Below are 25,889 nucleotides of genomic sequence, written 5' to 3' on the forward strand. Positions count from 1 at the left end.
CAGGAGTGCAGGCGCTCGAGGTTCTCCCAGAGGTCCGACGCCGAGATCCATGCGGGTCATCGGGCACCTCCGGCCGGCCGGACCAGCGGCGCACCGGCATCGCGCCAGGCGATGACGCCCCCGTCGAGGCTGCGCACGTCGCGGTGGCCCATGGCGGTCATCAGCGCGCCGTAGCGCCGCGACTGTTCTCCGACCGGGCAGACCAGCAGGACCGGCCAGTCGACCGATACCGGTAGGCCACCTCCGAGCAGTTCGCCGAAGACCTCGTCGACGATATTGATCGAGCCTTCGATATGTGCTGCGGCAAAGGCGAACCCGCCGCGCAGGTCGATGACCATCGGCGCGCTCTCGGCAATCCACTCGCGCGCGCTGCCGACGTTCACCGTGGCGGCGGCGGCAAGCGCGGCATCGTCGAGGGAGCGGACATCGTGCTGCCGCGCGGGCATCTTGAGCAGTTCGGGTCGACGCGTTCGTACGTAGCTCATATAGCTTTCGACCCGATCGCAGACGATGAATACGGCGCTTTCGCGGCGCCCCGATCCGGCGAGCTGACCGTCGACCTTGGCCAGATGGCGCACCGCGCCGAAGTAGGCGGCGCCCCCGGTGGGTCCGGCCAGCATGCCGCAGCGTCGAACCAGATCGAGCATTCCGTCGATCGCCTCGTCGGAGCCGACCGCCTCGATCGTGTCGTAGGTTTCCGGCCGGAACAGGCCCACCTCGTGGACCTCGTCGATATTGCGGATGCCGGGGATGAAATCGGACTTGGCGGCCACCAACCCCAGCACGCGCACCCGGTCGTCGACCGCGCGCAGGGCGGTGGCGACCCCGGTGGATGATCCCGCCGTGCCCACACAGGCGATGAAATGGTCCGGTACCCCACCGAGGTCGGCGATGATCTCGGGACCGGTTCCATCGATGTGGGACTGCACATTTCGGTCGTTGAAGTATTGGTCGGTGTGGAAGTACACGCTGCCCGGTTCGGATACCGCGCGGTGGATCCGGGTCAACGGATCGTCGGTATCGGTGATGTCCAGACACTCCGCTTGGCCGGGCAGCTCCTCGATATCCGCACCGATCAGCAGGAGCAGTTCCTTGATCTCGGGCACCTTCATGCGGTTGGTGACCGAGCGGAAGGTCACCTCGTGCATGCCCGCGATCACCGCCAAGGCCTTGGCGGTATTTCCGCTGGACAGCTCGATCATCGTGCGATTCGACGCGGCGGCGCCGTCGAGCCCCGGTTGCGCCATCGCCCAGGCCGCTCGGTCCTTCACCGATCCGAACGGATTGAGCATCTCGAGCTTGGCGTAGAGATCGATGTTCTTCAATCCGGTGATCCGTGGATCGATCCGCACCAGCGGCGTATTGCCGATGACGTCGGTGATCGTGTCGTACTTCACCTCAGCGCTCCTCGTGGTCGTCGTAGCGGGAATCGATATCGCCGGCCGGCCGCGATACCGTCGGCCAGTACTGCTCGTCGAGCGTCCATGCCCAACCGTCCGACCGTCGATACATCGCCACCTTGGCGGCGATCGGTTGTGCCAGTGCGTGATCGGCACTGAAGTCCATGAAGTAGCCGGCGGTGTTGGGGAAGGCGAGCAGATCGCCCGGCGTCGGCATCACCCGAAAGTCGATGCGGCGACGACTGATCAGGTCCGATTCGAGACACAGATTGCCGATCAGGTAGCCACTGCCGGGTCCCGGCGAATACTCTCCCCTCGGTGCACCCGAGCGCTCGCCCGGCGCCGCGACCACCACCGGGTCGAGCTGAACACCGTGCTCCTCGAGACTGACATCGCGAGCGTTCATGTCCAGCCGGATCAGGGTCTCCCCGCCGGCGGTCGCACGGACCTCGAGAACCCTCGCGAGGGCGAAGCCACATTGGTCGAGCAGCGCTCGACCGGGCTCGATGTACAGGTCGTACATGCTCTCGAGGATCATCGTCCCCAGCGGCCGCCGGGTCGCCGCCGCCGGGCTGTCCAGCAGGTCGGCGAGGTAGCTCGGACCGGCGACGGGACGATATGCCGGGTAGAGACCGAGGGTGCCGCGCAACCGCCCGCCGTCGTTGCGCAGTCCGTAACCGGCGCCCTGCCAGGTGATGTGATCGCGCCGACCCAGCAACGCGGCACCGAGAGCGGTGGTGAAGTTCTCCCATTCCTGCGCGTGGGCAAGGTAGTTGACACCGAATCCGCCGCCGATATCGATGACCGTCGGCGAGAATCCGCGGCGGGCGAACTCGCCGAGCACCCCCAGGCTGCCCTCGATCGCACGCGTCTTCTCCGCCGCGCCGACGGTATCGAGATGGAAGGCGACGCCGTGCAACTCCAGCGTGCCGCGGTGCTTGTCGAGAACGGCGACGATCGGATCGATATCGGCAGGGGTACAACCGAATCGGGACCGCTTGCTCAGCACGGTGGTACCGAGGGCGGGAAACTCACCGAAGCGTACGAGGACCCGCACCGGGGGGAGGTCGGCGGCGGAAACGGTGCGGGCCAACGTCTCGAGCTCGTCGACACCGTCGACGTTGATCGTGATGCCCACGGTCGCCCCGAGCCACAGCATCTCCGGGGTTTTCGGCCCGGTCGCCATGATGCGGTCGGGGCGAAAGCCGCATCCGAGGACGTGCTGGAGTTCGGCCAGCGAGGCCACATCGATCCGGGCGTTGGTGGCGGCGAGTTCTCGTACCAACGCGCTCGACCGGTTGGCCTTGTGGGCGTAGTAGACCTGCCCGGTGATGTGTCGGTCCGCGAGCACCCGCTGAAAACCGGCAAGATTCTCGCGTATCCGTTGGGGCACGATGATGTTCAGCGGTGATCCGAGCGCGGATACCAGGTCGTGCAGCAACGACCTCTCGGCCAGCAGCACCGTCGAGTCGTCGGACAGCGCTGCGGTCAGGTGCAGGGGGGCGGTAGCGGTGGTCACGTGGGAAGCTCCCTATCGGACGAGGGGACGAGGGACGGCTCGGTCGGACGGTCGATTCGGACGATGCGGCCGGCATGCACCACCACCACTCGGTGGACGTGGCGACGGACCAGGTCCAGATCGTGCGAGACCATCAGGTAGGCCAGGGCGTGCCGCTCGCGGAGGCGATCGAGCAGCAGCATGATCTCCGCACGCAGCGGTGCGTCGAGCGCCGAGACCGGTTCGTCGAGGACCAGCAGGTCCGGCCCCGCGGCGAGCGCCCGCGCGATAGCCACGCGCTGTTGCTGCCCGCCGGACAACTCGCGGGGTCGACGGGTGCGCAGGTCGGCGCTCAGGCCGACCTCCGCGAGCAGGGTGTCGATGTGCTCGGCGGTCACCGGCAGTCGGTGGATGCGCCGGGGCTCGGCCACCAATTCGGCGACCGACATGCGCGGGTTCAGCGAATCGCCCGGGTCCTGGAAGACCGCTCCGACCCGGCGGCGCACCCCGCCCGCTCGGCGCCGGTCGCCCGCGCCGACCGGTTGCCCGAACAGGTCGATCGATCCGACGCGTGGTGTGCGGAAGGACAGGACCTGGTTGAGGATGGTGGTCTTCCCGCTGCCCGACTCGCCGATCAGGGCGACCGCCTCTCCGGCGCGCAGATCGAGGTCGATATCAGCGCACCCGACCGTGCCGGGGCGGCGTCGCCCGATCGCGGATCGAGGTCTCGGATAGGTGACGGTCAACCCCCGAATCGCCAGCACCGGTGGAGCATCCGGGGGCAGTGGCTTCGGAGCTGCCCCATCGCCGGTTGGTTCGCGTGCTGATCCGGCGGCGATGCGGGGACGAGGGCGGATGCGGGGGCGGGCGATACCGTTCTCGATCACCAGCGCGCGGTCGCATAGTCGGTCGATGACCTTCTCGTCGTGGGAGATCAGCAGCATCGCCATCCGATGCTCGGTGACCAACTCGGCGAACAGGTCGAGGATGCGGGCACCCACCGTTACGTCGAGGGCGCTGGTCGGTTCGTCGGCGATCAGCACCTCGGGTTCATTGGCGATCGCGATGGCGATAGCGATGCGTTGGCGCATTCCGCCGGAGAACTCGTGGGGGTAGGCGCGATACCGACGGCCGGCGTCGGGGATGCCGACCGCCTCCATCAGCGACACCGCCGTGGTGCGAGCAGCTTTCCCCGAGGCGGGCCGATGAATGGTGATCGCCTCGGCGATCTGATCGCCGACGGTCATCGTGGGGGTCAACGAGGCCAGCGGGTCCTGACCGACCCAGCCGATGCGGCGCCCGCGAATCTCGCACCAGGCGCGCTCGTCCAGGCCGACCAGTTCCCGTTCGCCCAGTTCCCGGTTGCCCAGTTTCCCGTTGCCCAGGCGGATCGAGCCGGCGATCGTCGCGGCCGTCGGCAGCAGGCCCAGCACAGCCGAGGCGGTCATCGACTTACCGGAACCGGATGGCCCGACCACCCCCAATACTCGCCCGGGCCGCAGCTCGAACGACACGTTCCGCACAATCGGGCGACCCGCGATGGTCACCGTCAGATCGTCGACGGTCAGCGTGGCGGCCGATTCGGTGCTCATCGGCCGACGTCCGATCCGCCGCCGTCGGTCGGCTCCTCCAGGCGCAGCCGCAGCCCCTCACCGAGCAGTCCGACGGCCATCACCATCGCGACCAGGCTCCCCGCCGGGGCCAGGAAGATCCACGGAAAGGTGGTGGCCGAGGCGCTGCCGGCGGCCAGCAGGGTACCCAAGGACACGTCGGGGGCTTGGACGCCGAAGCCGAAGTAGCTGAGACCGGCCTCGGCGATCACCGCGGTCCCGACGGTCAGCGTGACGTCGATAACCAGCAGGGGCAACATATTCGGGATCAGATGCCGCCGGATGATCCGTCGGCCCGGGGCGCCCATCGCCCGGGCCGCGCGAACGAATCCGCTCTCGCGCAGCACCATCGCCCGCGAGCGGACCATGCGCGCCGGAAGCATCCACTGGAAGATCGCGATCGCTACCACCAGCAGCACCCAGGACCGACCGGCGAACAGTGGGGAGACCACCGCGACCACGACGATCGGTGGCAGGACCAACAGCACGTCGACCAGCCACATGATCGCCACATCGGTTCGGCCGCCGACCAACCCGGCGATCGAACCGATCACGGCGCTCATTGCCGTCGATACCAGCGCCACCGTGATGCCGATCAGCAATGACTTGCGCAGCCCGTATACCGTCTGGGCCAGAACGTCCTCGCCGAGTCGGCCGGTGCCGAACCAGTGCTCGAATCCCGGCGGCCGCAGGATCGCGTCGTGCCGCTGTACCGTGTGGTCCCCGTCCAGCACTATCGGACCGAAGCCGGCAGCCAGCGCGATGGCGCCGAGCAGAACCGCTCCGACCAGTATCGGAATCGTTCCGCGGCGCACCCCCGGACCGCTCGATGACACGATCGCCGCACGCAGCGTCATCGCGCACCACGCACCCGCGGATCGAGGCGGGAGATCAGGACATCGGAGGTCAACCCGGCGATGACCACCAGGAAGGCGAAGAACAACGTCACCGTGGCCACCACGGTCGCATCGTGATCGTGGATCGCGGTGACCACCCAGTCCCCCAGACCGTGCCACCCGAAGACGCGCTCGGTGAACACCCCACCGGCCAGGTGTATCCCGAAGCTGAACGCGAACAGCGACACCACGGGGACCAGCGCCGAACGTAACCCGTGCCGCCGGAATGCCTTCCGTAGCGGCAGGCCTTTGGCGCGCGCGGTCCGCATGTACCCGCTGTCGAGGACGTCGAGCGCCGCCGCGCGCTGATACCGGGCGAAGAACGCCAACTGGGGCAGGGCGATACAGATCGTCGGCAGCACCAGATGTCGGAGCCGATCGACCAGCGCCGCCCCGGCCGACAGATCCGCGCCCACCGTCCGCTCCCCGGAGAAGTAGAGGATCGGGAACCCGGCAGCGGTGTTGACCGGCAACCACAGGATCTTCAGCAGCGTGCCGATCACGAAGGTGGGAATCGCCAGGATGGTCAGCGTCCACAGCAACGACCACTGATCGGCACGCCGGCTCCCGGACAACGCCACCCGCACCCCGAGCGCCACCCCACCGGCCACCGCAACGATGGCGCCGATCGTGTACAGCCGCAAGCTGGTTGCGGCTCGGCGCCACAGCTCATCGGCGATCGGCCGACCCCCGACGGTCTCGCCGAAGTCACCACGGGGCAGCCCCGACAGCCACACCCAGAAGCGCTCGTACACCGGAAGGTGCAACCCGAGCCGCCGCGCCTGCGCGTCGATCACCTCCGGGGACGGGCGTGGCTGTCGGGACTGCAGATCCGCCAGCGGATCGAAGCTCCAGGCGGCCAGCGCGTAGGCGGTGAACGTCGCCGCCAGGCACAGGCCTCCCGCCGCGATCAGCCGGCGAACGATCACGGCAACCAGCCGGCGTTCTCGAAGCCGTACGATCCGAGACCGCGAGCACCGTAGTTGGCCAGCTCGGTGCGTACCGCGTAGGCGCCCGAGTCGGGATAGGTGGGCAGGTGGTGGGCATGTTCCCACGCCAGAACGTCTATCCGGTTGGCGATCTCGTTGCGGCGGTCGACGTCCAGTTCGGCCAGCCCCTCGTCGTAGAGCGCGTCGATCTCGGGGATGTAGATGCGGCCGAAGTTGCTGCCGAAGTCGTCACCGACGACCTCCTGGAAGACCGGACGATCGTGGGCGAACGGCGACGCCGACTTGGTCCACTCGAAGGCGGCGATATCGAAGTTTCCGGGCAGCAGATTGTCGTCGTAGAACTGATCGGGGGAAACCGAGATGGTCGTGACGCCCACACCGATGGCCGCCAACTGATCCCGAATGACTCCCGACACCGTGGTACCCACCGGCGTGTTCTGCACCAGCAGGCGCAGATTCAGGTCGACGCCATCCCTGGCGCGCTCCTCGCCATCGAGCGTCCACCCCGCCGCGTCGAGGGCCTGCTCGGCGGCTTCGCGGTCGAAGGGCGCGACGTCGGAGTTGTCGACGTAGCCCGCGTCCGGCGGTGGCAGGATGTGGTTGCCCACCGGCTCGGCACCCGGAACGATCTCCCCGAGAAGGATATCGGTGATCGCAGCCGGGTCGATCGCCTGCGCGATCGCGACGCGCACCTGTTCGTCGGCGAGCACGGCGCCCGGCGCACCATTGAAGGTCAACTGCCCGGCGCGGCGCTCGGTGGCCTGACGAATCTCGACACCGGGGATCGACTGCGCCCGGGTATACAGATCGATATCGCCGCCGATCGGGTAGATGTCGATCTCCCCGTTGGCCAGCGCGTCCGCGCGGGCGGAGGCGTCGAGCGCGATGAACGAAATGTTCTCCAACGGTGGGGTATCGGCCCACCAGTCGGGGTTGCGTTCGACGATCACGGTCTTGGCGGCATCGTCGATGCGCTCGACGACAAACGGCCCCGAGGTGATGGTCGGTTCGGCGAGCCAGCCGCTGTTGAAGGTCTCCGGGTCGCCGGTGATCTCCTGCGGCACGATCAGGTTGAACAGGCCCTGCCATTCGGCGAACGGTTCGGCGAAGGTGACGACGGCCTCGCGGTCGGCAGCGCCGCGCTCGACCGATGCGATCGAGGAGTATCCGACTGAACTGTAGCCCTCGTACGCAGGATCGTCGCCGCTCAGCGCGGCGGCCTGCGATGCGAGATCCTCCCAGCTCAGAGCGCGACCATTGGACCAGACGGCATCGTCGGCGATCGTATAGGTGACCACCTGCGGGGAGTCGGACGTCAGCTCGATGGAGCTGAAGAAGTCGTCGGCCAGGGTGTGCTGCCCGTCCGCTCCGTCACGGAAGGCGCTCGGCAGGATCGCCTCGGCCAGTTGCCACGTCACCACTCGGGCGCCGTTGACCTGGAGGGGGTTGTAGTTCGTGGGCAGCGCGTCCACCGGAATCCGCAACTGTCCGCCATCCCGGAGTTCCGAGACATCCACCGGATTGATGTCGGTCGTCTGCTCCGCGGCGCTTGCCCGATCCGTGGAGGATTCCGGCTGTGGACCATCGGTGCCCGTCGCGCACCCCGCGACCAGGACCGCGGCCAGTCCCAATCCCAGGACGGTGCGGTGGACCTTTCGAACTCTCATCGGCTGTGGACGTCCCTTCCCTCTGCGCGTCGCTCGAGCGCGCACCGCGACCGAGCCGGAGCAGGCACCCGTGGTCGGGCGCCGACGCGATCGCACTAACGATAATGATTATCACTATCATTAATTGCAAGGGTCTGCAGACCGCGGCGATCGGATCGACCGCAGGGGGACACGGACAGCCGGAGGTGACCGCGCGGTTACTTCGGATATCGCGCGGTGGTGCGGGTCCCGGATCACCCGGGCATCGTGGGGCGGAGGTCAGCCGGGTGTGACCCGCAACAGCACGTCGTCGTCACCGTTGTCGGTCACCACGTACAGCGCGCCGTCGTCGCCCTGGAGCACCTCGCGCAATCGTCCCCGGGTGCCGTCGAGCTCCGCAGGCCGCTCGACGGTCGCCACGGTGCCGTCGGGGGCCAACTCGACGAGCATCAGGTGGGATCCGCGGAGGGTGGCGATGGCCAACCACCCGTCGTATCGACCCCACTGCGGACCGTCGAGGAAGGTCGCCCCGCTGACCGCGACCGTCGGTGATCCGGAACTCCACACCGCCGGAATCGCACCGGGGATATCGAGGTCGGTCATCGGCACCGATTCGTCGTAGCCACCGGCTCCCGGATCCCAGCCGTAGTTTCCGCCGGGGACCAGCACGTTGATCTCGTCGTCGATGCTCGGGCCGTGTTCGGCGGCGACGATCTGCCCGCTGTCGGGGCGCAGCGCGAGGCCCTGCACATTGCGGTGACCGTAGGTGAAGATCAGCCGGGTGGCCGCGTCGGCGCTGTCGGCGAAGGGATTGCCGGCGGCCGGTGAGCCGTCGGCGGGATCGACGCGCAGAACCTTGCCGCCGAGGTCGGTCAGGCTCTGCGGGGTGGTCCCGATCGCGGCGTCGCCGGCGGAGATCAGCAGCGAGCCGGTGTCGTCGAAGGCGAGGCGGCAGCCGCCGTGTCGGCCGGTCGACAGGACCAGGCCGGAGACCAGCGGATCGTCGAGGCGTTGTGCGCTGCGCCTGTCGTCGGACAGCCGCCAGGAGATCACCCGGATGTCATCGGCGTCGGCGTTGCCCTGGCAGGTGTAGAACCGCCGATTGTCGTCAAAAGCAGGGTCGACGACCAGGCCCATCAGTCCGGTCTCGCCGCGGGCGAAGAGGTCGTCGAAGTCGGCGTCGACCTCGGTGACGGCGCCGTCGGGGTCGATGACCACAAGCCGTCCCGCGCGCTCGTCGACCAGGAAGGACCCGTCGGGCAGCTGGGCGACGTCCCACGGGTTGGCGAGGCCGTCCGCGACCACCTCGACGGTCCAGGCGCCGGTGGGATCGGAGGGTCCGCCACTCGTCGACGGCTGGGTCGTCGAGGATCGCTGCGGGGATGTGGTCGACTCGGCGGAATCCTCGGCGACGCCGCAACCGGCGAGCACTGCCGCCGACAGCAGTCCTCCCGCGATGGGCGCCGACCAGCGCCGTTGCCGACGCGCGCGAGAGCGGGTGCGGCCGGTGGGTGCCACGGTGACGGTCGCCCGGGGTTCGTCGCTACCATGAGCCGTCTTCGTCGGAAGAGTAAGTGGCGTCATTCGAGGTGAACTCACGTTATGGACGGTAGTCGCGACGACACCGGAGGGGTCGAGGTGCAGCCGCGCCCGACCGAGGTCGGCCTGCGCACCCAGATCGTCCGTTTTGTCCTGACCGGCGGCCTCAGCGCCGTCGTCGACCAGGGCTTGAACCTGCTCCTGCATTTTGTGTTCGGCTTGGGCACCACCCCGGCGAAGGCGTTGAGCTTCATCGCCGGGACGACGGTGGCCTACCTGATCAACCGACGCTGGACCTTTGCCGCCGAGCCGTCCCGGGCACGGTTTGCCGCCGTGGTCGCCCTCTACGCGACGACCTTCGCCGTCCAGGTCTTCCTCTACAAGGTGCTCTACGAGGCCTTCGACGACGGCGTCTGGTGGTCGACCGTCGCCTTCGTGATCGCCCAGGGCACCGCCACGGTGATCAACTTCGTCGTGCAGCGGGCGGTCATCTTCCGGATGCGCTGACCCATCTTCCGGGGGCGCCGACCGGGCCCCCGGGGCGGAGCCGTCGCGCCCGCCCCGGACCGGTGGATCAGCCCTTGGTCGGGTCGGTGGTCAGGTTGCTGCTGCCGGCGGCGGTCAGGCCCAGATCGACCAGGTCGAGCAGCAGATCGGTCTGACCGACCGTCACCTTCTTCTCGACCTCGAGGCCGCTCTCGCATTCGATCGACACATTCTTCTCACCGGGCGTGGCCTCGAAGACCCGCGACTCGGTCTCCCCGGCAGGGATGGTGACCAGGAAGGCCGCCTCGTTCTGCAGGGTGTAGACGCAGCGGTCGGGCGCGTCGTCGTCGGCGGTCACCGACACCTTGATGCGCTCCCGGCCCGCGAGGATCTCCGCGGTGGACTCCGCATGTGCCGGGGTGGCCGCCAGTACGGCGAGCAACGGCGCGGCCAGCAGGCCTGCGAGAGCGGTGGCGCCGAGCGAACGAGCGTTGGATGTGCGGGTCATTCCGTCCCCCTCCTGGGTGACACCGATACCGCCGGCTAGCCGTCCGGATAGCCGGTTTCGTGACGGATCGTTACCGGATTCCCGCCGTGTCGTCACGGGAACCCCACCGTGGCGGCCGGGCGCCGCACCGGCCGATCTGTCGCGATGAGGCTATTCGTCCGCTCTCGGGAGCAGACCGCCGGCCCTGGCTTCCCGCAGACCGGGCGCCGCCCGGTCCTTGTCGGAAAGCCGCGTGACCAGGGGTTGGCCGTCCCGGCCGACCGTCGGCCAGGCGATATCGATGTCCGGGTCGAGGGGATCGACCCCGTGCTCGGCGGTCGGGTTGTATCCGGTCGAACAGAGATAGACGACCGTGGAGTTGTCCTCGAGGGACAGGAAGCCGTGGCCGAGACCTTCGGTGACGAAGACGGCCCGCCGGTCGACGTCGTCGAGCAGAACCGCATCCCACTGCCCGAAGCCGGGCGAGCCGACGCGCAGGTCGACCACGACGTCCCAGACCGCGCCGCGGGTGCAGGTGACGTACTTGGCCTGACCGGGCGGCACGTCGGAGAAGTGGATGCCCCGCAGCACGCCGGCCGCCGATACCGAACAGTTGGCCTGCGCCAGGTCCAGCGTGCGCCCGGTCGCCGCCTCGAAGGGGCCCGCCTGGAACCACTCGAGGAAGACGCCGCGATCGTCCGGCCACTGCCGAGGGGTGAACTCGTAGGCTCCGGACACCGTGAGTTCGCGCAGGGTCACCCGGACATTTCAGCAGAAGCGCGTCCGGCCGCCTCGGTAGGGTGGACGCCATGCGGGTGGTCGTGACCGGAGGCGCGGGGTTCATCGGATCGAACTTCGTACGCTCGACCGTGGCGCAGCGTCCGGAGGTGGCCGTCACCGTCGTCGACCGGTTGACCTACGCCGGCAGCCGCGCGTCACTGGACACGGTGGCCGATCGCATCCGGTTCGTCGAAGGCGATATCGCCGATCCGGCCCTGGTCGACGCGGTGGTCGCGGACGCCGATCTGGTGGTCAACTTCGCCGCGGAAACCCACAACGACAACTCCCTGGTCGACCCGTCGCCGTTTGTGCACTCGAACCTGGTCGGCACCGCGACCCTGTTGGAGGCGGTCCGCCGGCACGAGGTGCGCTATCACCACATTTCGACCGACGAGGTCTTCGGCGATCTGGAGCTCGACGATCCGGCCCGCTTCACCGAGTCGACGCCGTACAACCCGTCCTCGCCGTACTCGGCGACCAAGGCGGGCAGCGATCTGCTGGTCCGCGCCTGGGTGCGCTCCTTCGGGATTCGGGCGACGCTGTCGAATTGCTCGAACAACTACGGGCCGTACCAGCACGTCGAGAAATTCATTCCGCGGCAGATCACCAACGTGCTCACCGGAATTCGCCCCCGACTTTACGGCGAGGGCCGCAATGTGCGGGACTGGATTCACGTCGACGACCACAACGACGCGGTGTGGACGATCATCGAACGCGGACGCACCGGCCAGACCTATCTGATCGGCGCCAACGGCGAGGTCGACAACCGCACCGTGGTCGAGACGGTCCTCGAACTGCTCGGGAAGCCCACCGACGCTTTCGATTTCGTGACCGATCGAGCCGGGCACGATCTGCGCTATGCGATCGATTCCACGCTGCTGCACACCGAACTGGGCTGGCAGCCCCGCTACGGCGACTTCCGCGCCGGGCTGCGGGCGACCATCGAGTGGTATCGGGACAACGAGTCGTGGTGGCGGGTGGCCAAGGACGCCACCGAGCGCGCCTACGCCGCCGCGGGGGAACGGATCGTCTGACGGACGCGGCGCCGACTCCCCCGGGGATAACCCTCGACACCCCGGCCGCCTGTGGATAACGTGTTTGACAGAACTCGCCCACCGTGCATGACTTTCCCGAATTGCGTTGCCGCAAAGGGTGACTCCGGAGAACCTGTCGGTGGTGTCGGCTATCGTTCGGATCATGAACTCGGGGGAGATCGAACGGGCGTACGCCGCGGCCGAACAGGCCATCGCGGCGCTCGCCGATCTGCCCACACACCGGATGACCGCCACCGAACTGCTCGACTCCCGCGCCCGCCACGAACGGTTGGCGCGACTGGTGGCCGCCGCGGACCGGGAGCCGCTCGCCCGGCTGATGGAACGGGGCACCGACGATTTCGGTGGCGGAGCGCTGAAGGCGATCCTCGCCGACCGGTTGCGCATCACCCGGACCGAAGCCGGGCGTCGCTTGCACGAGGCCGCCGACCTGGCATCGCGCACCACGGCGAGCGGGGAACGCCTGCCTCCGCTGCTCCCTCGGGTCGCCGAAGCCGAGGCGCGCGGCGCGATCGGGTCCGGACACGTGCACGTGATCCGCACATTCATGCACCATCTTCCCGACGCGGTCGACGTACACACGCGACGAAACGCCGAACGGGACCTGGTCGGGTACGCCGAGTACCTGCGGCCGGACCAGGTGGAGAAATGCGCCGAACATCTGGCCCTGCTGGTGAACCCCGATGGTGAGTTCTCCGACCGGGATCGGGCCCGGAAACGGTCGTTCACCATGCAGCCGCAGGGCCCGGACAAGATGCGGTCGGCCGATTCTGCGCCGACCCGGAGCTTGCCGCCTATCTGGAGGCGATCTTCGCGAAGCTCGCCGCGCCGGGCATGTGCCACCCGGACGATGTGCGACCGCTGGTCGACGGTATCCCGGACCGGGAGGCCGCCGCCCGGGACGGGCGCACCCCCGGTCAACGTCGCCACGATGCGCTGTCCACCCTCTGCCGGGATGCGTTGGCGTCCGGGCGGTTGGGGTCCCACCGTGGACTGCCGGTCACGGTGATCGCGACCGCGACGGTCGGGGAATTGCAGGCGTACGCCGCGGACGCGAGCGGTGCCACCACCGACCCGCCGACAGCCACCGGCTACGCCACCACCGCAGGCGGATCCCTCCTGCTGATCCGTGACCTGATCCGGATGGCCGGAAATACCTTGCACTACCTCTGCGTCTTCGACGACACCAGCAGCAGACCACTATATTTCGGGAGAGCCAAACGCCTCGCCACCCCCGACCAACGCCTCGCCCTGCACGCCGGCGACCGGGGCTGCACGTACCCCGGCTGCCCCGCACCCGGATACATCTGCGAAACCCACCACGTCACCGAGTGGGCCCACGGCGGCACCACCGATATCGACAACCTGACCTTCGTCTGCCCGTCGCACCATCGCATGATCGGCACCACCGACCACCGGTGGCGCACCACCAGGAACGGCCGGGGCCGCACGCAATGGACGGCGCCGCACCACATCGATCCCCACGGAACGCCTCGCACGAACAGCTACCACCATGGAGCCGACCACATCGACGAACAGATCGGCACGGCGGTCGCTCCGAGCGCCGATCGACCGCCGTGATCGTCACGCGGAAATCGCCGGGCCACACAGCAGGGATGATCTCGCGCTGCGATCTCCGTTGCCCGATTATGCTCAGCGCCCGAAGATGCGCCCGAGTATCCCCTTGCCCGAGCCGCTTTCGGCGGCCGATGGGTTATCGCTGTGGCCGGGGCACCAACGATCGGCGGGCACCGATGCCTGCACCTCGGCGATGTGGTTCCCACATCCGGCCCAGGTGGTCTTTCCGCAAGTCTTGCAGGGAACGGGACGACACATGACGGGTGGTCCTTTCGAGAGTCAGGAGGGGCTTTCGCCGGCCGCGGCGGCGTCGGCGAATTCACAGAACGCGTCGTAGGCGCGCGGGCCGTGGATGGTGGCGGGTCCACCCTTCATGAGGAAGGTGACCCCGATCGCCTCGGCGGCCTCCTGACGGCTCGCCCCCGCGCGCACGGCCGCCTGCGCGTGCGAGGCGATGCAGCCGTCGCAGCCCTCGACCACGCCGATCGCCATCGCGATCAGCTCCTTGGTCTTCGCATCGAGGGCTCCGTCGGCGAACGCCGCATGGTGTAACTCTCCGAATCCCTTGTACACCTCCGGAATTGCCCGGCGCAGCGACCGGTGCAGCGGCGACAGTTCGGCCAGCACGGCCTTTCCGTGCGATACGGCGGTGGTCATCACCCACACTCCTTTCAACATCCCCCTGGGGGGATATCCCAACAGCGACGCTAACACATCCCCCCAGGGGGTTGTAGCCTGTGTGATGCACTGACCGGTACCGGCGAGAGGATCACCGTGGAGCTACCACCGGACGAGATGCGCGCGATCATCCTGCGCATGAAGCGCGCCAAGGGGCATCTGGGCCGCGTCATCACCATGCTCGAGGAGGGTTCCGACTGCGAGGATGTGCTCACCCAGCTCGCGGCGGTCAACAAGGCGCTCAGCCGCAGCGGGTACGCCATCGTCGCGACCGGCCTGCAGCATTGCCTGGCCGACGGGGAGAGCGCGGACGGGCCGGACGTCGCCAAGCTGGAGAAGCTGTTTCTCGCCCTGGCCTGAGTCGGCCGGCACAATCGAGACAGTGCAGTCTCTGTCCAAGGGTGCCAACGCACCGCTCCCCGCCGGGCCGGTGACCGTGCGGGTCGCCTCGGGTGCGGCGATCGATGTCTCCGCCCTGCTCCTGACCGCCGACCGTCGCGTGCGCGGCGATGCCGACTTCGTCTTCTACAACCAGCCGACCGCCGTCGGTGTGACCTACCGGCCGGACGGCGTCGACATCGACCCGGCCCGCATCGAGTCGGCCATCGACGTCGTGGTCGTCACGGCAAGCCTGGACGGCTCGGGGCCGAAGACCTTCGGGGCGGCGGGATCGCTGCGCGTCGACATCGCCGTCGGCGGCGCCCCGACGGCGAGCTTCGTGCCGACCGGCCTCGGCCCGGAGACCGCCCTGCTCTGCGTCGAGATCTACCGTCGCGCGGGCAGTTGGAAGGTCCGTGCCGTCGGCCAGGGGTACGCCAACGGGCTGGCCGGCATCGCCACCGACTTCGGTATCACCGTCGACGATGCCCCGGCCGCGGCGACGCCAGCCCACCGGGCACCCGCCGCCACGCCGCCTCCGCGGTCGAACTCCGCCCGGTCATCCCGTGGGCTGACGCCGCCTTCGTCCTATCCGGCGCCCCCGACCCCGGCACCCACACCGCCCCCTTCTCCGACCGCGGCACCGCGGATCAACCTCGACAAGGGCCGCGTCTCGCTGGCCAAGCGGCAGACGGTCTCGCTGGTCAAGTCGGGTGCGCCGGCGCTGCGCAGGGTGGCGATGGGACTCGGCTGGGACCCGGCGGTCGGCGGGAAGGACATCGATCTGGACGCCTCCGCGATCGTCATCGGCCCGTCCGGCAACAAGGTCGAGTCGGTCTGGTTCATGAGCAAGAGCGCCTACAACTTCGCCATCCAGCATTCCGGCGACAATCTGACCGGCGCCGGCGAGGGCGACGACGAGACGATCGAGGTCGACCTCGGCGCCCTGCCGCCCGAGGCCGCGACGATCGTGTTCACCGTCAACTCCTTTCGGGGACAGAAGTTCACCGAGGTGCGCCGCGCCTATTGTCGGCTGATCGACCGGGACACCGGCCAGGAACTCGTGCGCTTCGACCTCACCGACTCCAAGCCCTCGACCGGCGTGATCATGTCGGTCCTGCGCCGGGTGGCCGACGGCACCTGGGAGATGATCGGCATCGGGGACTTCCACGACGGCAAGACCGCCCGCGCGATGTACAAGCCCGCCGAGCAGTTGGTCCGCGGATTGGGGCGCTGAGCAGGGACGATCAGCCGTCGCGACCCTCTCACCGCGAACCTGAACGCGAGTTCAGCGAATCCTCAGCGAAGCCCCCATAGGTTTCCGCGGTATGACCAACTCTTTGACATCCGAGACCGCGACGGCCCCACCCGTCGCGCTCAACAAGGTCCCGGAGATCACCGTCTGGTTCTGGGTGATCAAGATCTTGTGCACCACCGTGGGAGAGAGCTTCGCCGACTGGATCAACGTCACCCTCGGGGTGGGACTGGTGCCGACCGCCCTGGTCTTCACCGTCGTGCTGGTGGTGGTCCTGGTGTGGCAGGTGAGCCGGGAGCGCTACGAGCCGTTCTCCTACTGGTTGACCGTGGTGGTCCTCAGCGTGACCGGCACCCTGTACACCGACATCCTCACCGACACCTTCGGGGTGCCACTGGCGGTCAGCACCACGGTCTTCGCGGCGGTCCTCGCCGTCGTCTTCGGCATCTGGTACTCGCGCGAGCGAACTCTGTCGATCCACGGCATCGTGACGCTGCCTCGCGAATTGTTCTACTGGTTGGCCATTTTGGTGACGTTCGCGCTGGGCACCGCGGTTGGTGACTGGACGCTCGAACTCACCGGTTGGGGCCCGGGCACGGCGGTGCTGCTGCCGGCGGCGCTGATCGTCGCGATCGGCCTCGGATGGCGGTTCGGCGCGAACGCCGTCCTGTCGTTCTGGTTGGCCTACATCCTGACCCGCCCGCTGGGCGCCAATCTCGGTGACTGGCTGGGCTTCCCGACCGACCAGCAGGGCCTGGGCCTCGGGGTGGCCGCCACCAGCGTCATCTTCCTGCTCGCGATCCTCGCCACCGTCGTCTTCCTGACGATCACCCGTGCCGATGTCATCGAGCGCAGCCCGTCGCGCACCGCCCGCCCGCAACGCGAACGGGTCATGTACGGCTACCTCGCCGCGGTCGCCCTCGCCGCCGCGTCGATCCTGGGGTGGGCCCACGCCCAACCACATGCCTCCGCATCCGCCGAGGGCCCGGCGGCGATCGTCCCGATCGGGGCCGGTCAGGCGTCGGAGTACTTCCCGCCGTCGGACGTCGAGAACCTGCGCGGTATCGCCGACGAGACTCTCGCCGCGGTCCGATCCGATGACCGGGCGGGCTCCCTCAGTGGGGCCAAGGCTCTCGAAACTGCTTGGGACGACGCACAACCGACCCTGGAGGCCTTGGACCGCGCCACCTGGACGGCCATCGACGGGCGCATCGACGCGGTGCTGACCGCGATCCGTTCGAACAATCCGACGACCGATGCGCAGACCTCCGCGCTCGACACCCTGCTGGAGGCGCTGACATGACCACCCCGTCCATCCGCCGGACGACCACGATCGCCGAGACGGTCGGCGCGGTCACCGCGACCCTCTTTGTCGTCCTCGGGCTCATCTCCCACCACGCCCGGGCGGGTACGGCCTTCGACCACACCGTGCTGACCGATCTGATCGCCCACCGCACACCGGCACTGACCACCGTGGCGACCGCCATCACCACGGTCTTCGACCCGATGGGCACCCTGCTGCTCGCCCTGGCGAGCGCGATCGCGCTGTGGATATGGCTGCGCTCGGTGCAGTCCGCGCTGCTGGTGCCCGCCACCCTGGTGGTGGCCACGACGATCAGCACCTTCACCAAGCACCTGGTCGGGGCCCATCGGCCGCCCGCCGCGGTGCAGTTGATCACCGAGACGGATCCGTCGTTCCCGTCCGGCCACGTCACCGGGACGGTCGCCCTCTTCGGCGCGGTCGCGGTGGTGGTCGGCTACCACCGCGGGCGGCTGACCCGCATCGTGCTGATCGCGGTGACCGTGATCGCCGGTGTGACGGTCGCGGCCACCCGGTTGTATCTCGGCGTGCACTGGACCACCGATGTCCTCGGCGGCGGCGCGCTCGCCACCACGGTGGTCATGATCGCTCTGATCGCCTATCTGCGCGCCTTCGGACCGCCGACCGCGCCCTACGACGACGCTCCGACGACGGTCCTCGCGGCGCAGTCGACCCTCCGACCGCACCCCTGAGCGCCGGGCCGCGGCGGGACCCGAGCGACAACCAGCCGAGGGCCGCCGAAGGTCCCGCCGAGCGGATGCCGCCTGCTGCACACTGGGAGCCGATACGTTCTCGGCCGGCCTCGTCACGTCAGGAGATGCGCGCAGGTGCCCCTCACCTCACCGCCGCCGACGGGCGGCCGGTGGTGACGGCCGCACCCGCCGGGAGACTGTCGCTGCTCGGGCGAGCGGCGCACTGGTCGGTGCGGGTGCGCTCGACGGTGGCGGCGACCATCGTGGTGACCCTCGGGACCGCGATCGCGGTGTCCGGACTGCTGCTGGTGCTCTACCAGACCCTGGAGGGGTCGACCCGTACCGCCGCCGAGACGCGGGTGGGCCAGTTGGTCGGGGAGTTGGCCGCCGACGGGATCGGCCGACCCGACCCGGGCCTGCTGGGTACCGACGGGCAGATCGGTGTCGTGCAGATCGTCGATGCGACCGGCGCGGTTCGGGTCGGCTCGACCGGCGCGCCGACGACCCCGCTGACCACCGACGTGGTGCCGTTCGGGCGGACCGTCACGATCGGCCGGGTCCAGTCCCGCGAGGACGACGGCGACTACTGGTTGCTCGGCGAGGCGGTCGACACCCCGTCCGGACCGCTGACCGTGCTGGTCGGTGGTGATCGCGAACCGGTCGAGGCGACGGTGCGGACCGTGGGCGCGCTGCTGGCGGTCAGCGGTCCGCTGATCGTCGCATTCGTGGCGTGGGCGACGTATCTGCTGGTGGGACGAGCGCTGCGGCCGGTCGAGGAGATCCGGGCGCGGGTCGACGCGATCTCGACCGAGCAACTCGACGAACGCGTACCCGTCCCGCCGACCGGCGACGAGATCGCCCATCTCGCGCAGACGATGAATCAGATGTTGGCCCGCCTGCAGGCCGGGCATGCCGCGCAGCGCCGGTTCATCTCCGACGCCTCCCACGAGCTGCGCAGCCCGTTGTCGGCGCTGACCGCCGCGCTGGACATGGTGCACACCCATCCGGATCTGCTCGGCATCGAGTTGGTCGACGAATCGCTGATCCCGGAGACCCACCGCATGCGCGAGTTGGTCGACGACCTGCTGCTGCTGGCCCGTGCCGACGAACACCGGCTCAGCGTCGGCACCGACAGCGTCGACCTCGACGAGATCCTCGCCGCCGAGAAGGCCCGCCTGCGCGGCCATCCGACCCTCGCGGTGCGGGGCCGTATCGGCGCGGTCCGGGTGACCGGCGATACCGGCCAGATCTCCCGGCTGGTGCGCAACCTGGTCGACAACGCGGTTCGCCACGCCCACTCCGCGGTGGAGTTGGAATGTGAACGCGACGGCGATCTCGCGGTGATCCGGGTGTCCGACGACGGCCCCGGCGTCCCGGCCGACCAGCGCGAACGGGTCTTCACCCGGTTCGTGCGCCTCGACGCCGCCCGCAGCCGGGATGCCGGTGGCAGCGGGCTGGGTCTGGCGATCGTCGCCGAGATCGTCGCCGCCCATCACGGCGCCGTGCGCATCGACGATCGGCCCGGCGGCGGGGCCCGCTTCACGGTGACCCTGGCCGCCGATACCGACAGCTATGCACCGGCCGAGGACCTGTCCTAGCGACCTGCGAGGGTGGTTCTGGTAGTACCGGGTTGAACCGGATCTCCCGAACGCGCCCCGATCGGCGTGTGCTGGAGACTGTCCACGGCGGGCAGCGGGCCACCCGCGACCGGCGGCCGTCCGCGGACCGATCGATATCCGAAAGGACCGCAGCAGCGTGACCGCCACCGATCCCACCACCCAACCGTCGACCGCTCCATGCCCGGAGAACCCCGACACCCGGCAGGCGGAACCGACCCCGACGCGGGGTCGAGCGGCGACATTTGCGGTGGTCTCCGCCGCGCTCGTGCTCGTCTTCGTGTCGTCGGGGACCCCGATCCCGCTCTACAACATCTATCGCACCGAGGACGGGATCGACAGTGCGGCGTTGGCGATCACCACGGTCACCTATCTGAGCGTCACCGCCCTGTCGCTATTGCTGCTCGGGCGGCTGTCCAACCATCTGGGCCGCAAGCCGGTCGCGATCGGCGCGCTGCTCGCGTCGGCGGCCGGCTGCCTGCTGTTGACGCAGGTGGACTCGCTGCCGGTCCTGCTCTCCGGCCGGGCCCTGCAGGGCATCGCCTGCGGGATCGCGGCGTCGAGTATCGGCTCGTACGTCGTCGATGTCGCGCCCCGCCGACCGGCGTGGTTGGGGCCGCTGGTCGTCACCGCCGCTCCGACCTTCGGGATCCCGCTCGGAGCCTTGGTCTCCGGGATTCTAATCGTGCACGCTCCCGCGCCGCGGACCTTCGGCTACGTGCTGATCGCGGGCATCCTCGTCGTGGTGGCGATCCTGCTGCTCTTCGCCCCCGAGACCGTCACCCGCACGCCGGGCGCGCTGCGGGCGTTGCGGCCGCGGGTCCAACTGCCGACCGGCACCGATCGGCTCGCGGTGATCGCCGTGGTGGTCGCGGTATTCCTGGCGACGTGGTCCTACTCCGGGATGTACCAGGCCTTCGCCCCGTCGTTGACCGCCGATCACCTGGGCACCTCCAGCCCGATCGTGATCGCCTTGGTGTTCTCCTCGATCGTGATCCTCAGCCCCGTGGGCGGCTCCATCAGCGGTCGGCTGACCCCGAAGGCCGCGATCCGCGCCGGCCTCCTGCCGTTCCTGGTTGCGGTGATCGTCGCGGTGGCGGCGCTGTACGCGGGGTCGATCGTCGCCTTCCTCGGTGCGAGCCTGGCCGCGAGCCTCGCCCTCGGCGCCGCGACCACCGGGGCGATGCGACTGCTGCTCACCGGCGCGGCACCGAAGATGCGGGCGGGGCTGTTGTCGAGCGTCTACCTGGTCTCCTACGCCGGCGCCGCGCTCCCCGGACTCGTCGCCGGCGCCTTCGCCACATCCGTCGACCTGACCGATATCGCCGCCGGATACGCGGTCCTGGTGCTGGTCGCCACGGCGATCGCGATCATCGCCTCGCGCCGCCTCGAACGATAGCGCCGACTCGGACGATCGCCGACCCGTCAGGAGCCGGCCGCGGACATCCGGTAGCCGGCGCCGCGGACGGTGTGGATGGTGGTCGTGCCGAAGGGGACGTCGATCTTGCGGCGCAGGTAGCCGACGTAGACCTCGACGATATTGTCGTCGCCCTCGTAGTTGATGTCCCAGACCGATTGCAGGATCGCCTGCTTGGTCACGACGGTGCCGGCGTGCCGCATCAGGTACTCGAGGACCCCGTACTCGCGCGGGGTCAGTTCGACGTCGGCGCCGGCGCGGGTCACCCGATGGCGGGCCGGGTCGAGTTCGAGGTCGTCGACCCGCAGCACCACCGGCCGCTCCGGTGCTCCGCGGCGCAGCAGCGCCCGCAGCCGAGCGATCAGCACCACGAACGAGAACGGTTTGGTCAGGTAGTCGTCGGCGCCGAGATCGAAGGCGTCGGCCTGGTCGTACTCGCCGTCCTTGGCCGACAGCATCAGCACCGGCGTCCAGATCCGGGCGGCCCGCAGCTCGCGGACGATGTCGTAGCCGCTCATCGACGGCAGCATGATGTCCAGGATCAGCACGTCGTAGCCACCGCCGAGGGCCGCATCGAAGCCCGCGCGGCCGTCGCCGGCCACCTCGACCACGAAGCCCTCGGCCACCAGCCCGCGACGGATCACCTCGGCCAGCCGCGACTCGTCCTCGACGAGCAGAATGCGCACGTGCGCTCCTCCGGACGGCCTACGCGTGCGTCCAGTACAGCAGACGGCGATCACCCGGTTGTCGGCACGAACCTTCTTCAACCAATCGGTTGACAAGACATTCGGCCGCCACTACCGTTCTATTCAACCGAGAGGTTGAGGAGAATCGAATGGCCGCCGACCCGCTGGACAGGATGTTTGCCGCACTGGCCGATCCGACCCGGCGCGACATCGTCGCCCGGCTCGCGGTCGGTGATGCGACGGTCGGCGAACTCGCGGAACCGTACGACGTCAGCGTCCAGGCGATCTCCAAACACCTCAAGGTTCTCGAGGATTCCGGACTGGTCACCAAGACCAGGGACGCCCAGCGTCGTCCGGTGCACCTGGAAGCGGAGGTACTCGATCTGATGACCAAGTGGATCGAGCGTTATCGACGTCGAGCCGAGGAGCGGTACCAGCGTTTGGACGCCGTCCTCGCCGAACTCGACGCCCCCACCGAATCGAACGACCCCACCCGAAAAGGACAGGCATCATGAGCACCGACACCACGACCATCACCGAGGCCCGCATCGAGGCCGACCCGAATCTGCCGCTCATCCGCATCACCCGCGACTTCAAGGCCTCGCCCGCCGCGCTGTTGCGCGCCCACGTCGACCCGGAACTGTTCGTCAAGTGGATCGGCCCGAACGGCCTGAACACCACGATCGACTACTGGGACGCGCGCGACGGCGGCTCCTTCCGGTACGTCGCCGGCGACGGCGACCAGCAGTACGGCTTCCGCGGCTGCTTCCATCGCATCTCCGACGACCGGATCGTGCAGACCTTCACCTGGGAAGGAATGCCGGACGGGGTCTCGCTGGAGACCCTGCGCGTCGAGGATCTGGGCAACGGCTATACCCGGCTGCACGCCCAGTCGCTGGTCGACAGCTTCGAGGACCGCGACGCGTGGCTGCGCTCCGGCATGGAGGTCGGCGTCAACGACGGCTACGCGAAGCTCGACACCCTGCTCGAAGCCGAGGCCTGATACCCGACCCCAGTACCCGATCCCACACCGGGGCTTCGGTCAGACGACCGCTCCCCAGACGACGTGACCGTACTTCGCCAACGCGGCCGCTTGTGCGAGGACCACGGATCCGATGATCACCGCTGCGGCAGCCCGCCCCGGCCCGGCGGGCTGCCGGCGGCCGAACCAGGCCAACAGCACCGCGGAGGCCACGACGGCCAGCGGCATGAAGTAGCGCCCCTGCACCCCGTCGATGATGTAGAAACCGACCGGCGTGAACGACAGATAGAGCGTTCCGAAGATCATCCCGGTGGTGGCCAGCAGCGCCAGGAAGCTCACCGCGGTGACCCAGCGCGGCGTCTGCGGCCGCAGCGACCGTGACATCGCCACCAACCAGCCGACGATCGCCGCGACGATCGACACCGCGGGCACGTTGACGTAGCCGAAGCCGAGCTCGCCGAAGAACTGCACGAAGTAGAGCTGGTCGCGCAGCAGCACGGTGCGGATGAAGGTCTCCCCGAAGCCCAGCGGGTCGGCCAGCACGCCGGCCATCTGCTCGCTGGGGATCACCGTGTACCACTGCTCGGGACGGCGCATCAGACTCATGCCCTCGGTGGTGCCGGCCGACAGCCGCGTCCACAGGCCGAAGAGCACCAACCCGACGAGCACCGGCAGCACGATCGGCACCCGCCGCAGCCGCGGCCACGCGGTCAGCGCCGCCGGAATCAGCACCGCGAGCAGCGGCAGCAGGATGTACGACGGCTTGCACAGCGGCAACGCGATCGCGGCGGCACCCAGCAGCACCGTCTCGACCCGGCCGAGGCGGTCGCGGTAGAACAGCGCCTTGGCCAGCAGCGCCGAGACCAACAGCGCCAGGGCGTTGGTCAGCGTGTCCGCGGTGATCGTGCCGGCTTGGAAGGCGGCGATCGGCAGCATCGCGACGGTGAACGGCACCCAGGCGAAGGCACGGCGGCGCAGCACCCACAGCGCGATCGCGACGATCAGCGTGTACGCGAGCACGCCGGCCAGGCGGGTCATCAACACCGTCGTACCCACCGAAGCGTCGACGGCGCGGGCGATGACCAGCGCGGTGGCCGCGGGCGCGTAGGCGACCGGGGAGTAGGCGGCGGTATTGGTGAACCACACCGGTACGAGGTCGTCGCTCGGGGAGGCGTCCTCGAGGGCGGTGTAGGCGCCCGGGTTGTCGACCATCGGCTCGGTCTCGTCGCGGGCGCCGGTGTAGTCGTTGAGGGCCTGGCCCATCAGTCGGGAGAACTCGACCGGCAGATCGGAGCCGTAGGCGATCCCGCGGTCGTCCTCGATCTGCGTGGGCCAGAAGCCGCCCTCGCTGACCTGGTAGGCGCGCCCGAACTGGGTGATCTCGTCGTGTCCCCAGAACGGTGGGGCGGTCAGTGCCCAGGCGGAACCGAAGACCAGCGACACCACGGTGAAGGCGAGCACGATCCACGCGCCGGGACCGCGGTCGGGGGTCGAGGTGGGTGGGGTGGGGGTCTCCTCCGGAGCCGCTGGAACCTCGGTCGCGGCGGCTTCGGTCGCATCAATCTCGGTCGGCGCCGCTTCGGTTCCAGCGGGTTCGGTTCCAGCGGCTTCGGCTCCGGGCTCCGCCTGCTCGGCCGCGGCCTCCGGATCGCCGGAATCATCCGACGGCCGGTCGGTCACCTGCGACTTCGACGTCCCGCCACCGCTCACGCCCCGCCGGACCTCCGGGCCGACGCCTCGACTACATCGCCGTCGGGCAACTCCGCTTCGAGGTTCTCCGACTCGGCCGCATCGGCAGCGGTCATATCGGCGGCGGACTCGATCGGCACCCCGAACTCCAAGCCGGACTCCGCGGCCCGGCCCAGCGACGACTGCGCCTCGAGCAGCGCGGCGCCCGCCTCGTGCAGCGGCGACTCCTCGTCGTCGAAGTCGGCATCATCCGGGCGATCGACCGCGTCCGGGACGACGACGGCACGGTAGGTCAGATACGTCAGACGCGACGTCTCGTGGCGGGCACGGCGGATGCCGTCGAGCACCAACCCGGCCGTCCACGCCAGGAAGCCGACGATCACCAGGGTGCACGCCAGGAAGAACGTCGGGAAGCGCGGGACCAGGCCGGTCTCGGAGAATTCGACCACTATCGGGATGACCAACGCGACCGCGACCAGCAGGCTCAGCGTGCCGAAGAGGCCGTAGAAGGCGACCGGCCGCTCGTGCCGGGCCAGGCCGATGATCAGCGACAGGATCCGCGAGCCGTCCCGGTAGGTACGCAGCTTCGATTCGCTGCCCTCCGCGCGATCCCGGAAACCGACCGGGACCGAGGTCTGTGGGACGCGCAGATTCAGGGTGTGGACCGTCAGCTCGGTCTCGATCTCGAACTCGCGGGCCATCGCCGGGAAGCTCTTGACGAAGCGCCGGGACATCACCCGGTAACCGCTGAGCATGTCACCGACGTTCTCGCCGAAGGTCTTGGCGACCACCCAGTTGAGCAGCCGGTTGCCCGATTCGTGGCCCGCGCGGTACGCCTCGGAACCCGAGGACGCCTTGCGCACCCCGAGCACGTGGTCGTAGGGGCCGGACTGCAGGGTGCGGATCATCTCCGGCGCGGCGAAGGCGTCGTAGGTGTCGTCCCCGTCGATCAACAGGTAGATATCGGCATCGACGTCGGCGAAGGCGCGGCGCACGACGTTGCCCTTGCCCTTGACATGCTCGGTGCGCACGATCGCACCCGCGGCCCGCGCCATCTCGGCGGTCGCGTCGGTGCTGCAGTTGTCGTAGACGTACACCGTGATGCCCGGCACCGCGGCGCGCAGATCGGCGACGACCTTGCCGACGGCTACTTCCTCGTTGTGGCACGGAACCACTGCGGCGATGCGAGGGGCGGTCTCCTGCACGGTCTCCATCTCCCGATCGTCTTGATTGGTGGACGGTCGTGTGAACCG

General features: G+C 69.0%; 25 protein-coding genes and 1 pseudogene. 12 read left to right on the forward strand and 14 right to left on the reverse strand.

What is annotated here, in order from left to right:
• Positions 1-56: 56 nt before the first annotated feature.
• The 7 genes from MB1_RS08385 to MB1_RS08415 form a co-directional block, all read right to left on the reverse strand.
• Positions 57-1,397, reverse strand: a complete 1,341-nt coding sequence (locus MB1_RS08385) for a pyridoxal-phosphate dependent enzyme (protein ID WP_066905721.1) — start codon at positions 1,395-1,397, stop codon at positions 57-59.
• 1 nt (position 1,398) lies between these two features.
• On the reverse strand, positions 1,399-2,919 hold the full coding sequence (locus MB1_RS08390; protein WP_066905723.1) for a type III PLP-dependent enzyme domain-containing protein: 1,521 nt from the start codon (positions 2,917-2,919) through the stop codon (positions 1,399-1,401).
• Positions 2,916-4,490, reverse strand: a complete 1,575-nt coding sequence (locus MB1_RS08395) for an ATP-binding cassette domain-containing protein (RefSeq protein ID WP_066905725.1) — start codon at positions 4,488-4,490, stop codon at positions 2,916-2,918. The genes MB1_RS08390 and MB1_RS08395 overlap by 4 nt, the downstream gene beginning before the upstream one ends.
• Positions 4,487-5,365: an ABC transporter permease gene (locus MB1_RS08400; protein ID WP_066905728.1), complete on the reverse strand. Its 879-nt coding sequence runs from the start codon at positions 5,363-5,365 to the stop codon at positions 4,487-4,489. Before MB1_RS08400 ends, MB1_RS08395 begins: the two co-directional genes overlap by 4 nt.
• The gene (locus MB1_RS08405) at positions 5,362-6,333 is read right to left on the reverse strand and encodes an ABC transporter permease (RefSeq protein ID WP_245650105.1); all 972 of its coding nucleotides are present in this window, start codon (positions 6,331-6,333) and stop codon (positions 5,362-5,364) included. The genes MB1_RS08400 and MB1_RS08405 overlap by 4 nt, the downstream gene beginning before the upstream one ends.
• A complete protein-coding gene (locus tag MB1_RS08410; protein ID WP_066905730.1) occupies positions 6,330-8,021 on the reverse strand; it encodes an ABC transporter family substrate-binding protein in 1,692 nt (563 codons plus the stop codon). The genes MB1_RS08405 and MB1_RS08410 overlap by 4 nt, the downstream gene beginning before the upstream one ends.
• 258 nt (positions 8,022-8,279) lie before the next feature.
• A complete protein-coding gene (locus MB1_RS08415) occupies positions 8,280-9,518 on the reverse strand; it encodes a PQQ-dependent sugar dehydrogenase (RefSeq protein WP_066905732.1) in 1,239 nt (412 codons plus the stop codon).
• 84 nt (positions 9,519-9,602) lie between these two features.
• On the opposite strand from MB1_RS08415, the gene MB1_RS08420 reads away from it, so the two are divergent.
• Positions 9,603-10,046 carry a GtrA family protein gene (locus MB1_RS08420; RefSeq protein WP_066905734.1) on the forward strand — a complete coding sequence of 148 codons (444 nt, stop codon included), beginning with the start codon at positions 9,603-9,605 and terminating at the stop codon, positions 10,044-10,046.
• A 67-nt stretch (positions 10,047-10,113) separates the two neighbouring features.
• Here the strand turns inward: MB1_RS08420 and MB1_RS08425 are convergent, their stop codons facing one another.
• Entirely contained in the window at positions 10,114-10,533 is a 420-nt protein-coding gene (locus tag MB1_RS08425; protein WP_066905736.1) for a hypothetical protein, read from the reverse strand.
• A 150-nt stretch (positions 10,534-10,683) separates the two neighbouring features.
• Entirely contained in the window at positions 10,684-11,271 is a 588-nt protein-coding gene (locus MB1_RS08430; RefSeq protein WP_066905738.1) for a dTDP-4-dehydrorhamnose 3,5-epimerase family protein, read from the reverse strand.
• Positions 11,272-11,321: 50 nt separating this feature from the next.
• Here MB1_RS08430 and rfbB point away from each other — a divergent pair, with 50 nt between their 5' ends.
• The 3 genes and pseudogenes from rfbB (at position 11,322) to MB1_RS26790 (ending at position 13,925) form a co-directional block, all read left to right on the forward strand.
• Positions 11,322-12,326, forward strand: coding sequence for a dTDP-glucose 4,6-dehydratase (gene rfbB / locus MB1_RS08435; RefSeq protein WP_066905740.1), 1,005 nt, complete (start codon positions 11,322-11,324; stop codon positions 12,324-12,326).
• A gap of 244 nt (positions 12,327-12,570) precedes the next feature.
• Positions 12,571-13,041 (forward strand): annotated as a pseudogene (locus MB1_RS26785) (DUF222 domain-containing protein); the annotation flags it as partial.
• Positions 13,042-13,178: 137 nt separating this feature from the next.
• On the forward strand, positions 13,179-13,925 hold the full coding sequence (locus MB1_RS26790; RefSeq protein WP_281189928.1) for an HNH endonuclease signature motif containing protein: 747 nt from the start codon (positions 13,179-13,181) through the stop codon (positions 13,923-13,925).
• Between the two features lie 72 nt (positions 13,926-13,997).
• Here the strand turns inward: MB1_RS26790 and MB1_RS27065 are convergent, their stop codons facing one another.
• Together MB1_RS27065 and MB1_RS08450 are read right to left on the reverse strand one after the other, a co-directional pair.
• A complete protein-coding gene (locus tag MB1_RS27065; RefSeq protein ID WP_084351243.1) occupies positions 13,998-14,180 on the reverse strand; it encodes a DUF8730 family Cys-rich protein in 183 nt (60 codons plus the stop codon).
• Positions 14,181-14,201: 21 nt separating this feature from the next.
• Positions 14,202-14,579 (reverse strand): carboxymuconolactone decarboxylase family protein, encoded by a 378-nt coding sequence (locus tag MB1_RS08450; protein WP_066906242.1) that lies wholly within the window; start codon positions 14,577-14,579, stop codon positions 14,202-14,204.
• A 138-nt stretch (positions 14,580-14,717) separates the two neighbouring features.
• Between MB1_RS08450 and MB1_RS08455 the strand changes: the two genes are divergently transcribed.
• The 6 genes from MB1_RS08455 (at position 14,718) to MB1_RS08480 (ending at position 21,261) form a co-directional block, all read left to right on the forward strand.
• Positions 14,718-14,960, forward strand: a complete 243-nt coding sequence (locus MB1_RS08455; RefSeq protein WP_439646932.1) for a metal-sensitive transcriptional regulator — start codon at positions 14,718-14,720, stop codon at positions 14,958-14,960.
• Positions 14,961-14,982: 22 nt separating this feature from the next.
• Positions 14,983-16,215 (forward strand): TerD family protein, encoded by a 1,233-nt coding sequence (locus tag MB1_RS08460; protein WP_218000210.1) that lies wholly within the window; start codon positions 14,983-14,985, stop codon positions 16,213-16,215.
• A 91-nt stretch (positions 16,216-16,306) separates the two neighbouring features.
• Positions 16,307-17,536: a COG4705 family protein gene (locus MB1_RS08465; RefSeq protein WP_066905749.1), complete on the forward strand. Its 1,230-nt coding sequence runs from the start codon at positions 16,307-16,309 to the stop codon at positions 17,534-17,536.
• Complete coding sequence (locus tag MB1_RS08470) at positions 17,533-18,246, forward strand: phosphatase PAP2 family protein (protein WP_066905751.1); 714 nt, start codon at positions 17,533-17,535, stop codon at positions 18,244-18,246. Before MB1_RS08465 ends, MB1_RS08470 begins: the two co-directional genes overlap by 4 nt.
• A gap of 125 nt (positions 18,247-18,371) precedes the next feature.
• Complete coding sequence (locus tag MB1_RS08475) at positions 18,372-19,844, forward strand: sensor histidine kinase (RefSeq protein ID WP_084351245.1); 1,473 nt, start codon at positions 18,372-18,374, stop codon at positions 19,842-19,844.
• A 157-nt stretch (positions 19,845-20,001) separates the two neighbouring features.
• Entirely contained in the window at positions 20,002-21,261 is a 1,260-nt protein-coding gene (locus tag MB1_RS08480; protein WP_066905753.1) for an MFS transporter, read from the forward strand.
• Positions 21,262-21,287: 26 nt separating this feature from the next.
• Here MB1_RS08480 and MB1_RS08485 read toward each other — a convergent pair whose 3' ends face one another.
• Positions 21,288-21,965: a response regulator transcription factor gene (locus MB1_RS08485; RefSeq protein WP_066905755.1), complete on the reverse strand. Its 678-nt coding sequence runs from the start codon at positions 21,963-21,965 to the stop codon at positions 21,288-21,290.
• 149 nt (positions 21,966-22,114) lie between these two features.
• On the opposite strand from MB1_RS08485, the gene MB1_RS08490 reads away from it, so the two are divergent.
• Both MB1_RS08490 and MB1_RS08495 read left to right on the forward strand, forming a co-directional pair.
• On the forward strand, positions 22,115-22,480 hold the full coding sequence (locus MB1_RS08490) for an ArsR/SmtB family transcription factor (RefSeq protein WP_066905757.1): 366 nt from the start codon (positions 22,115-22,117) through the stop codon (positions 22,478-22,480).
• On the forward strand, positions 22,477-22,968 hold the full coding sequence (locus tag MB1_RS08495; protein ID WP_066905759.1) for an SRPBCC family protein: 492 nt from the start codon (positions 22,477-22,479) through the stop codon (positions 22,966-22,968). Before MB1_RS08490 ends, MB1_RS08495 begins: the two co-directional genes overlap by 4 nt.
• Positions 22,969-23,007: 39 nt before the next feature.
• Here MB1_RS08495 and MB1_RS08500 read toward each other — a convergent pair whose 3' ends face one another.
• Both MB1_RS08500 and MB1_RS08505 read right to left on the reverse strand, forming a co-directional pair.
• Positions 23,008-24,657, reverse strand: coding sequence for a DUF2142 domain-containing protein (locus MB1_RS08500; RefSeq protein WP_066905761.1), 1,650 nt, complete (start codon positions 24,655-24,657; stop codon positions 23,008-23,010).
• Complete coding sequence (locus MB1_RS08505) at positions 24,654-25,850, reverse strand: glycosyltransferase (protein WP_084351247.1); 1,197 nt, start codon at positions 25,848-25,850, stop codon at positions 24,654-24,656. Before MB1_RS08505 ends, MB1_RS08500 begins: the two co-directional genes overlap by 4 nt.
• Positions 25,851-25,889: the final 39 nt, after the last annotated feature.

The organism is Millisia brevis NBRC 105863 (genome assembly GCF_001552615.1).
Classification (GTDB): domain Bacteria; phylum Actinomycetota; class Actinomycetes; order Mycobacteriales; family Mycobacteriaceae; genus Millisia; species Millisia brevis.

What these genes read in the sequence shown, in the direction of transcription:
- MB1_RS08455 (WP_439646932.1), top strand. Translation starts at nt 14,718, where the DNA reads ATGCGCGCGATCATCCTGCGCATGAAGCGCGCCAAGGGGCATCTGGGC.
- MB1_RS08490 (WP_066905757.1), top strand. Translation starts at nt 22,115, where the DNA reads ATGGCCGCCGACCCGCTGGACAGGATGTTTGCCGCACTGGCCGATCCG.
- MB1_RS27065 (WP_084351243.1), bottom strand. Translation starts at nt 14,180, where the DNA reads ATGTGTCGTCCCGTTCCCTGCAAGACTTGCGGAAAGACCACCTGGGCC.
- MB1_RS26790 (WP_281189928.1), top strand. Translation starts at nt 13,179, where the DNA reads ATGTGCCACCCGGACGATGTGCGACCGCTGGTCGACGGTATCCCGGAC.
- MB1_RS08395 (WP_066905725.1), bottom strand. Translation starts at nt 4,490, where the DNA reads ATGAGCACCGAATCGGCCGCCACGCTGACCGTCGACGATCTGACGGTG.
- MB1_RS08475 (WP_084351245.1), top strand. Translation starts at nt 18,372, where the DNA reads ATGCGCGCAGGTGCCCCTCACCTCACCGCCGCCGACGGGCGGCCGGTG.
- MB1_RS08495 (WP_066905759.1), top strand. Translation starts at nt 22,477, where the DNA reads ATGAGCACCGACACCACGACCATCACCGAGGCCCGCATCGAGGCCGAC.
- MB1_RS08450 (WP_066906242.1), bottom strand. Translation starts at nt 14,579, where the DNA reads ATGACCACCGCCGTATCGCACGGAAAGGCCGTGCTGGCCGAACTGTCG.
- MB1_RS08465 (WP_066905749.1), top strand. Translation starts at nt 16,307, where the DNA reads ATGACCAACTCTTTGACATCCGAGACCGCGACGGCCCCACCCGTCGCG.
- MB1_RS08505 (WP_084351247.1), bottom strand. Translation starts at nt 25,850, where the DNA reads ATGGAGACCGTGCAGGAGACCGCCCCTCGCATCGCCGCAGTGGTTCCG.
- MB1_RS08420 (WP_066905734.1), top strand. Translation starts at nt 9,603, where the DNA reads ATGGACGGTAGTCGCGACGACACCGGAGGGGTCGAGGTGCAGCCGCGC.
- rfbB (WP_066905740.1), top strand. Translation starts at nt 11,322, where the DNA reads ATGCGGGTGGTCGTGACCGGAGGCGCGGGGTTCATCGGATCGAACTTC.
- MB1_RS08410 (WP_066905730.1), bottom strand. Translation starts at nt 8,021, where the DNA reads ATGAGAGTTCGAAAGGTCCACCGCACCGTCCTGGGATTGGGACTGGCC.
- MB1_RS08425 (WP_066905736.1), bottom strand. Translation starts at nt 10,533, where the DNA reads ATGACCCGCACATCCAACGCTCGTTCGCTCGGCGCCACCGCTCTCGCA.
- MB1_RS08470 (WP_066905751.1), top strand. Translation starts at nt 17,533, where the DNA reads ATGACCACCCCGTCCATCCGCCGGACGACCACGATCGCCGAGACGGTC.
- MB1_RS08400 (WP_066905728.1), bottom strand. Translation starts at nt 5,365, where the DNA reads ATGACGCTGCGTGCGGCGATCGTGTCATCGAGCGGTCCGGGGGTGCGC.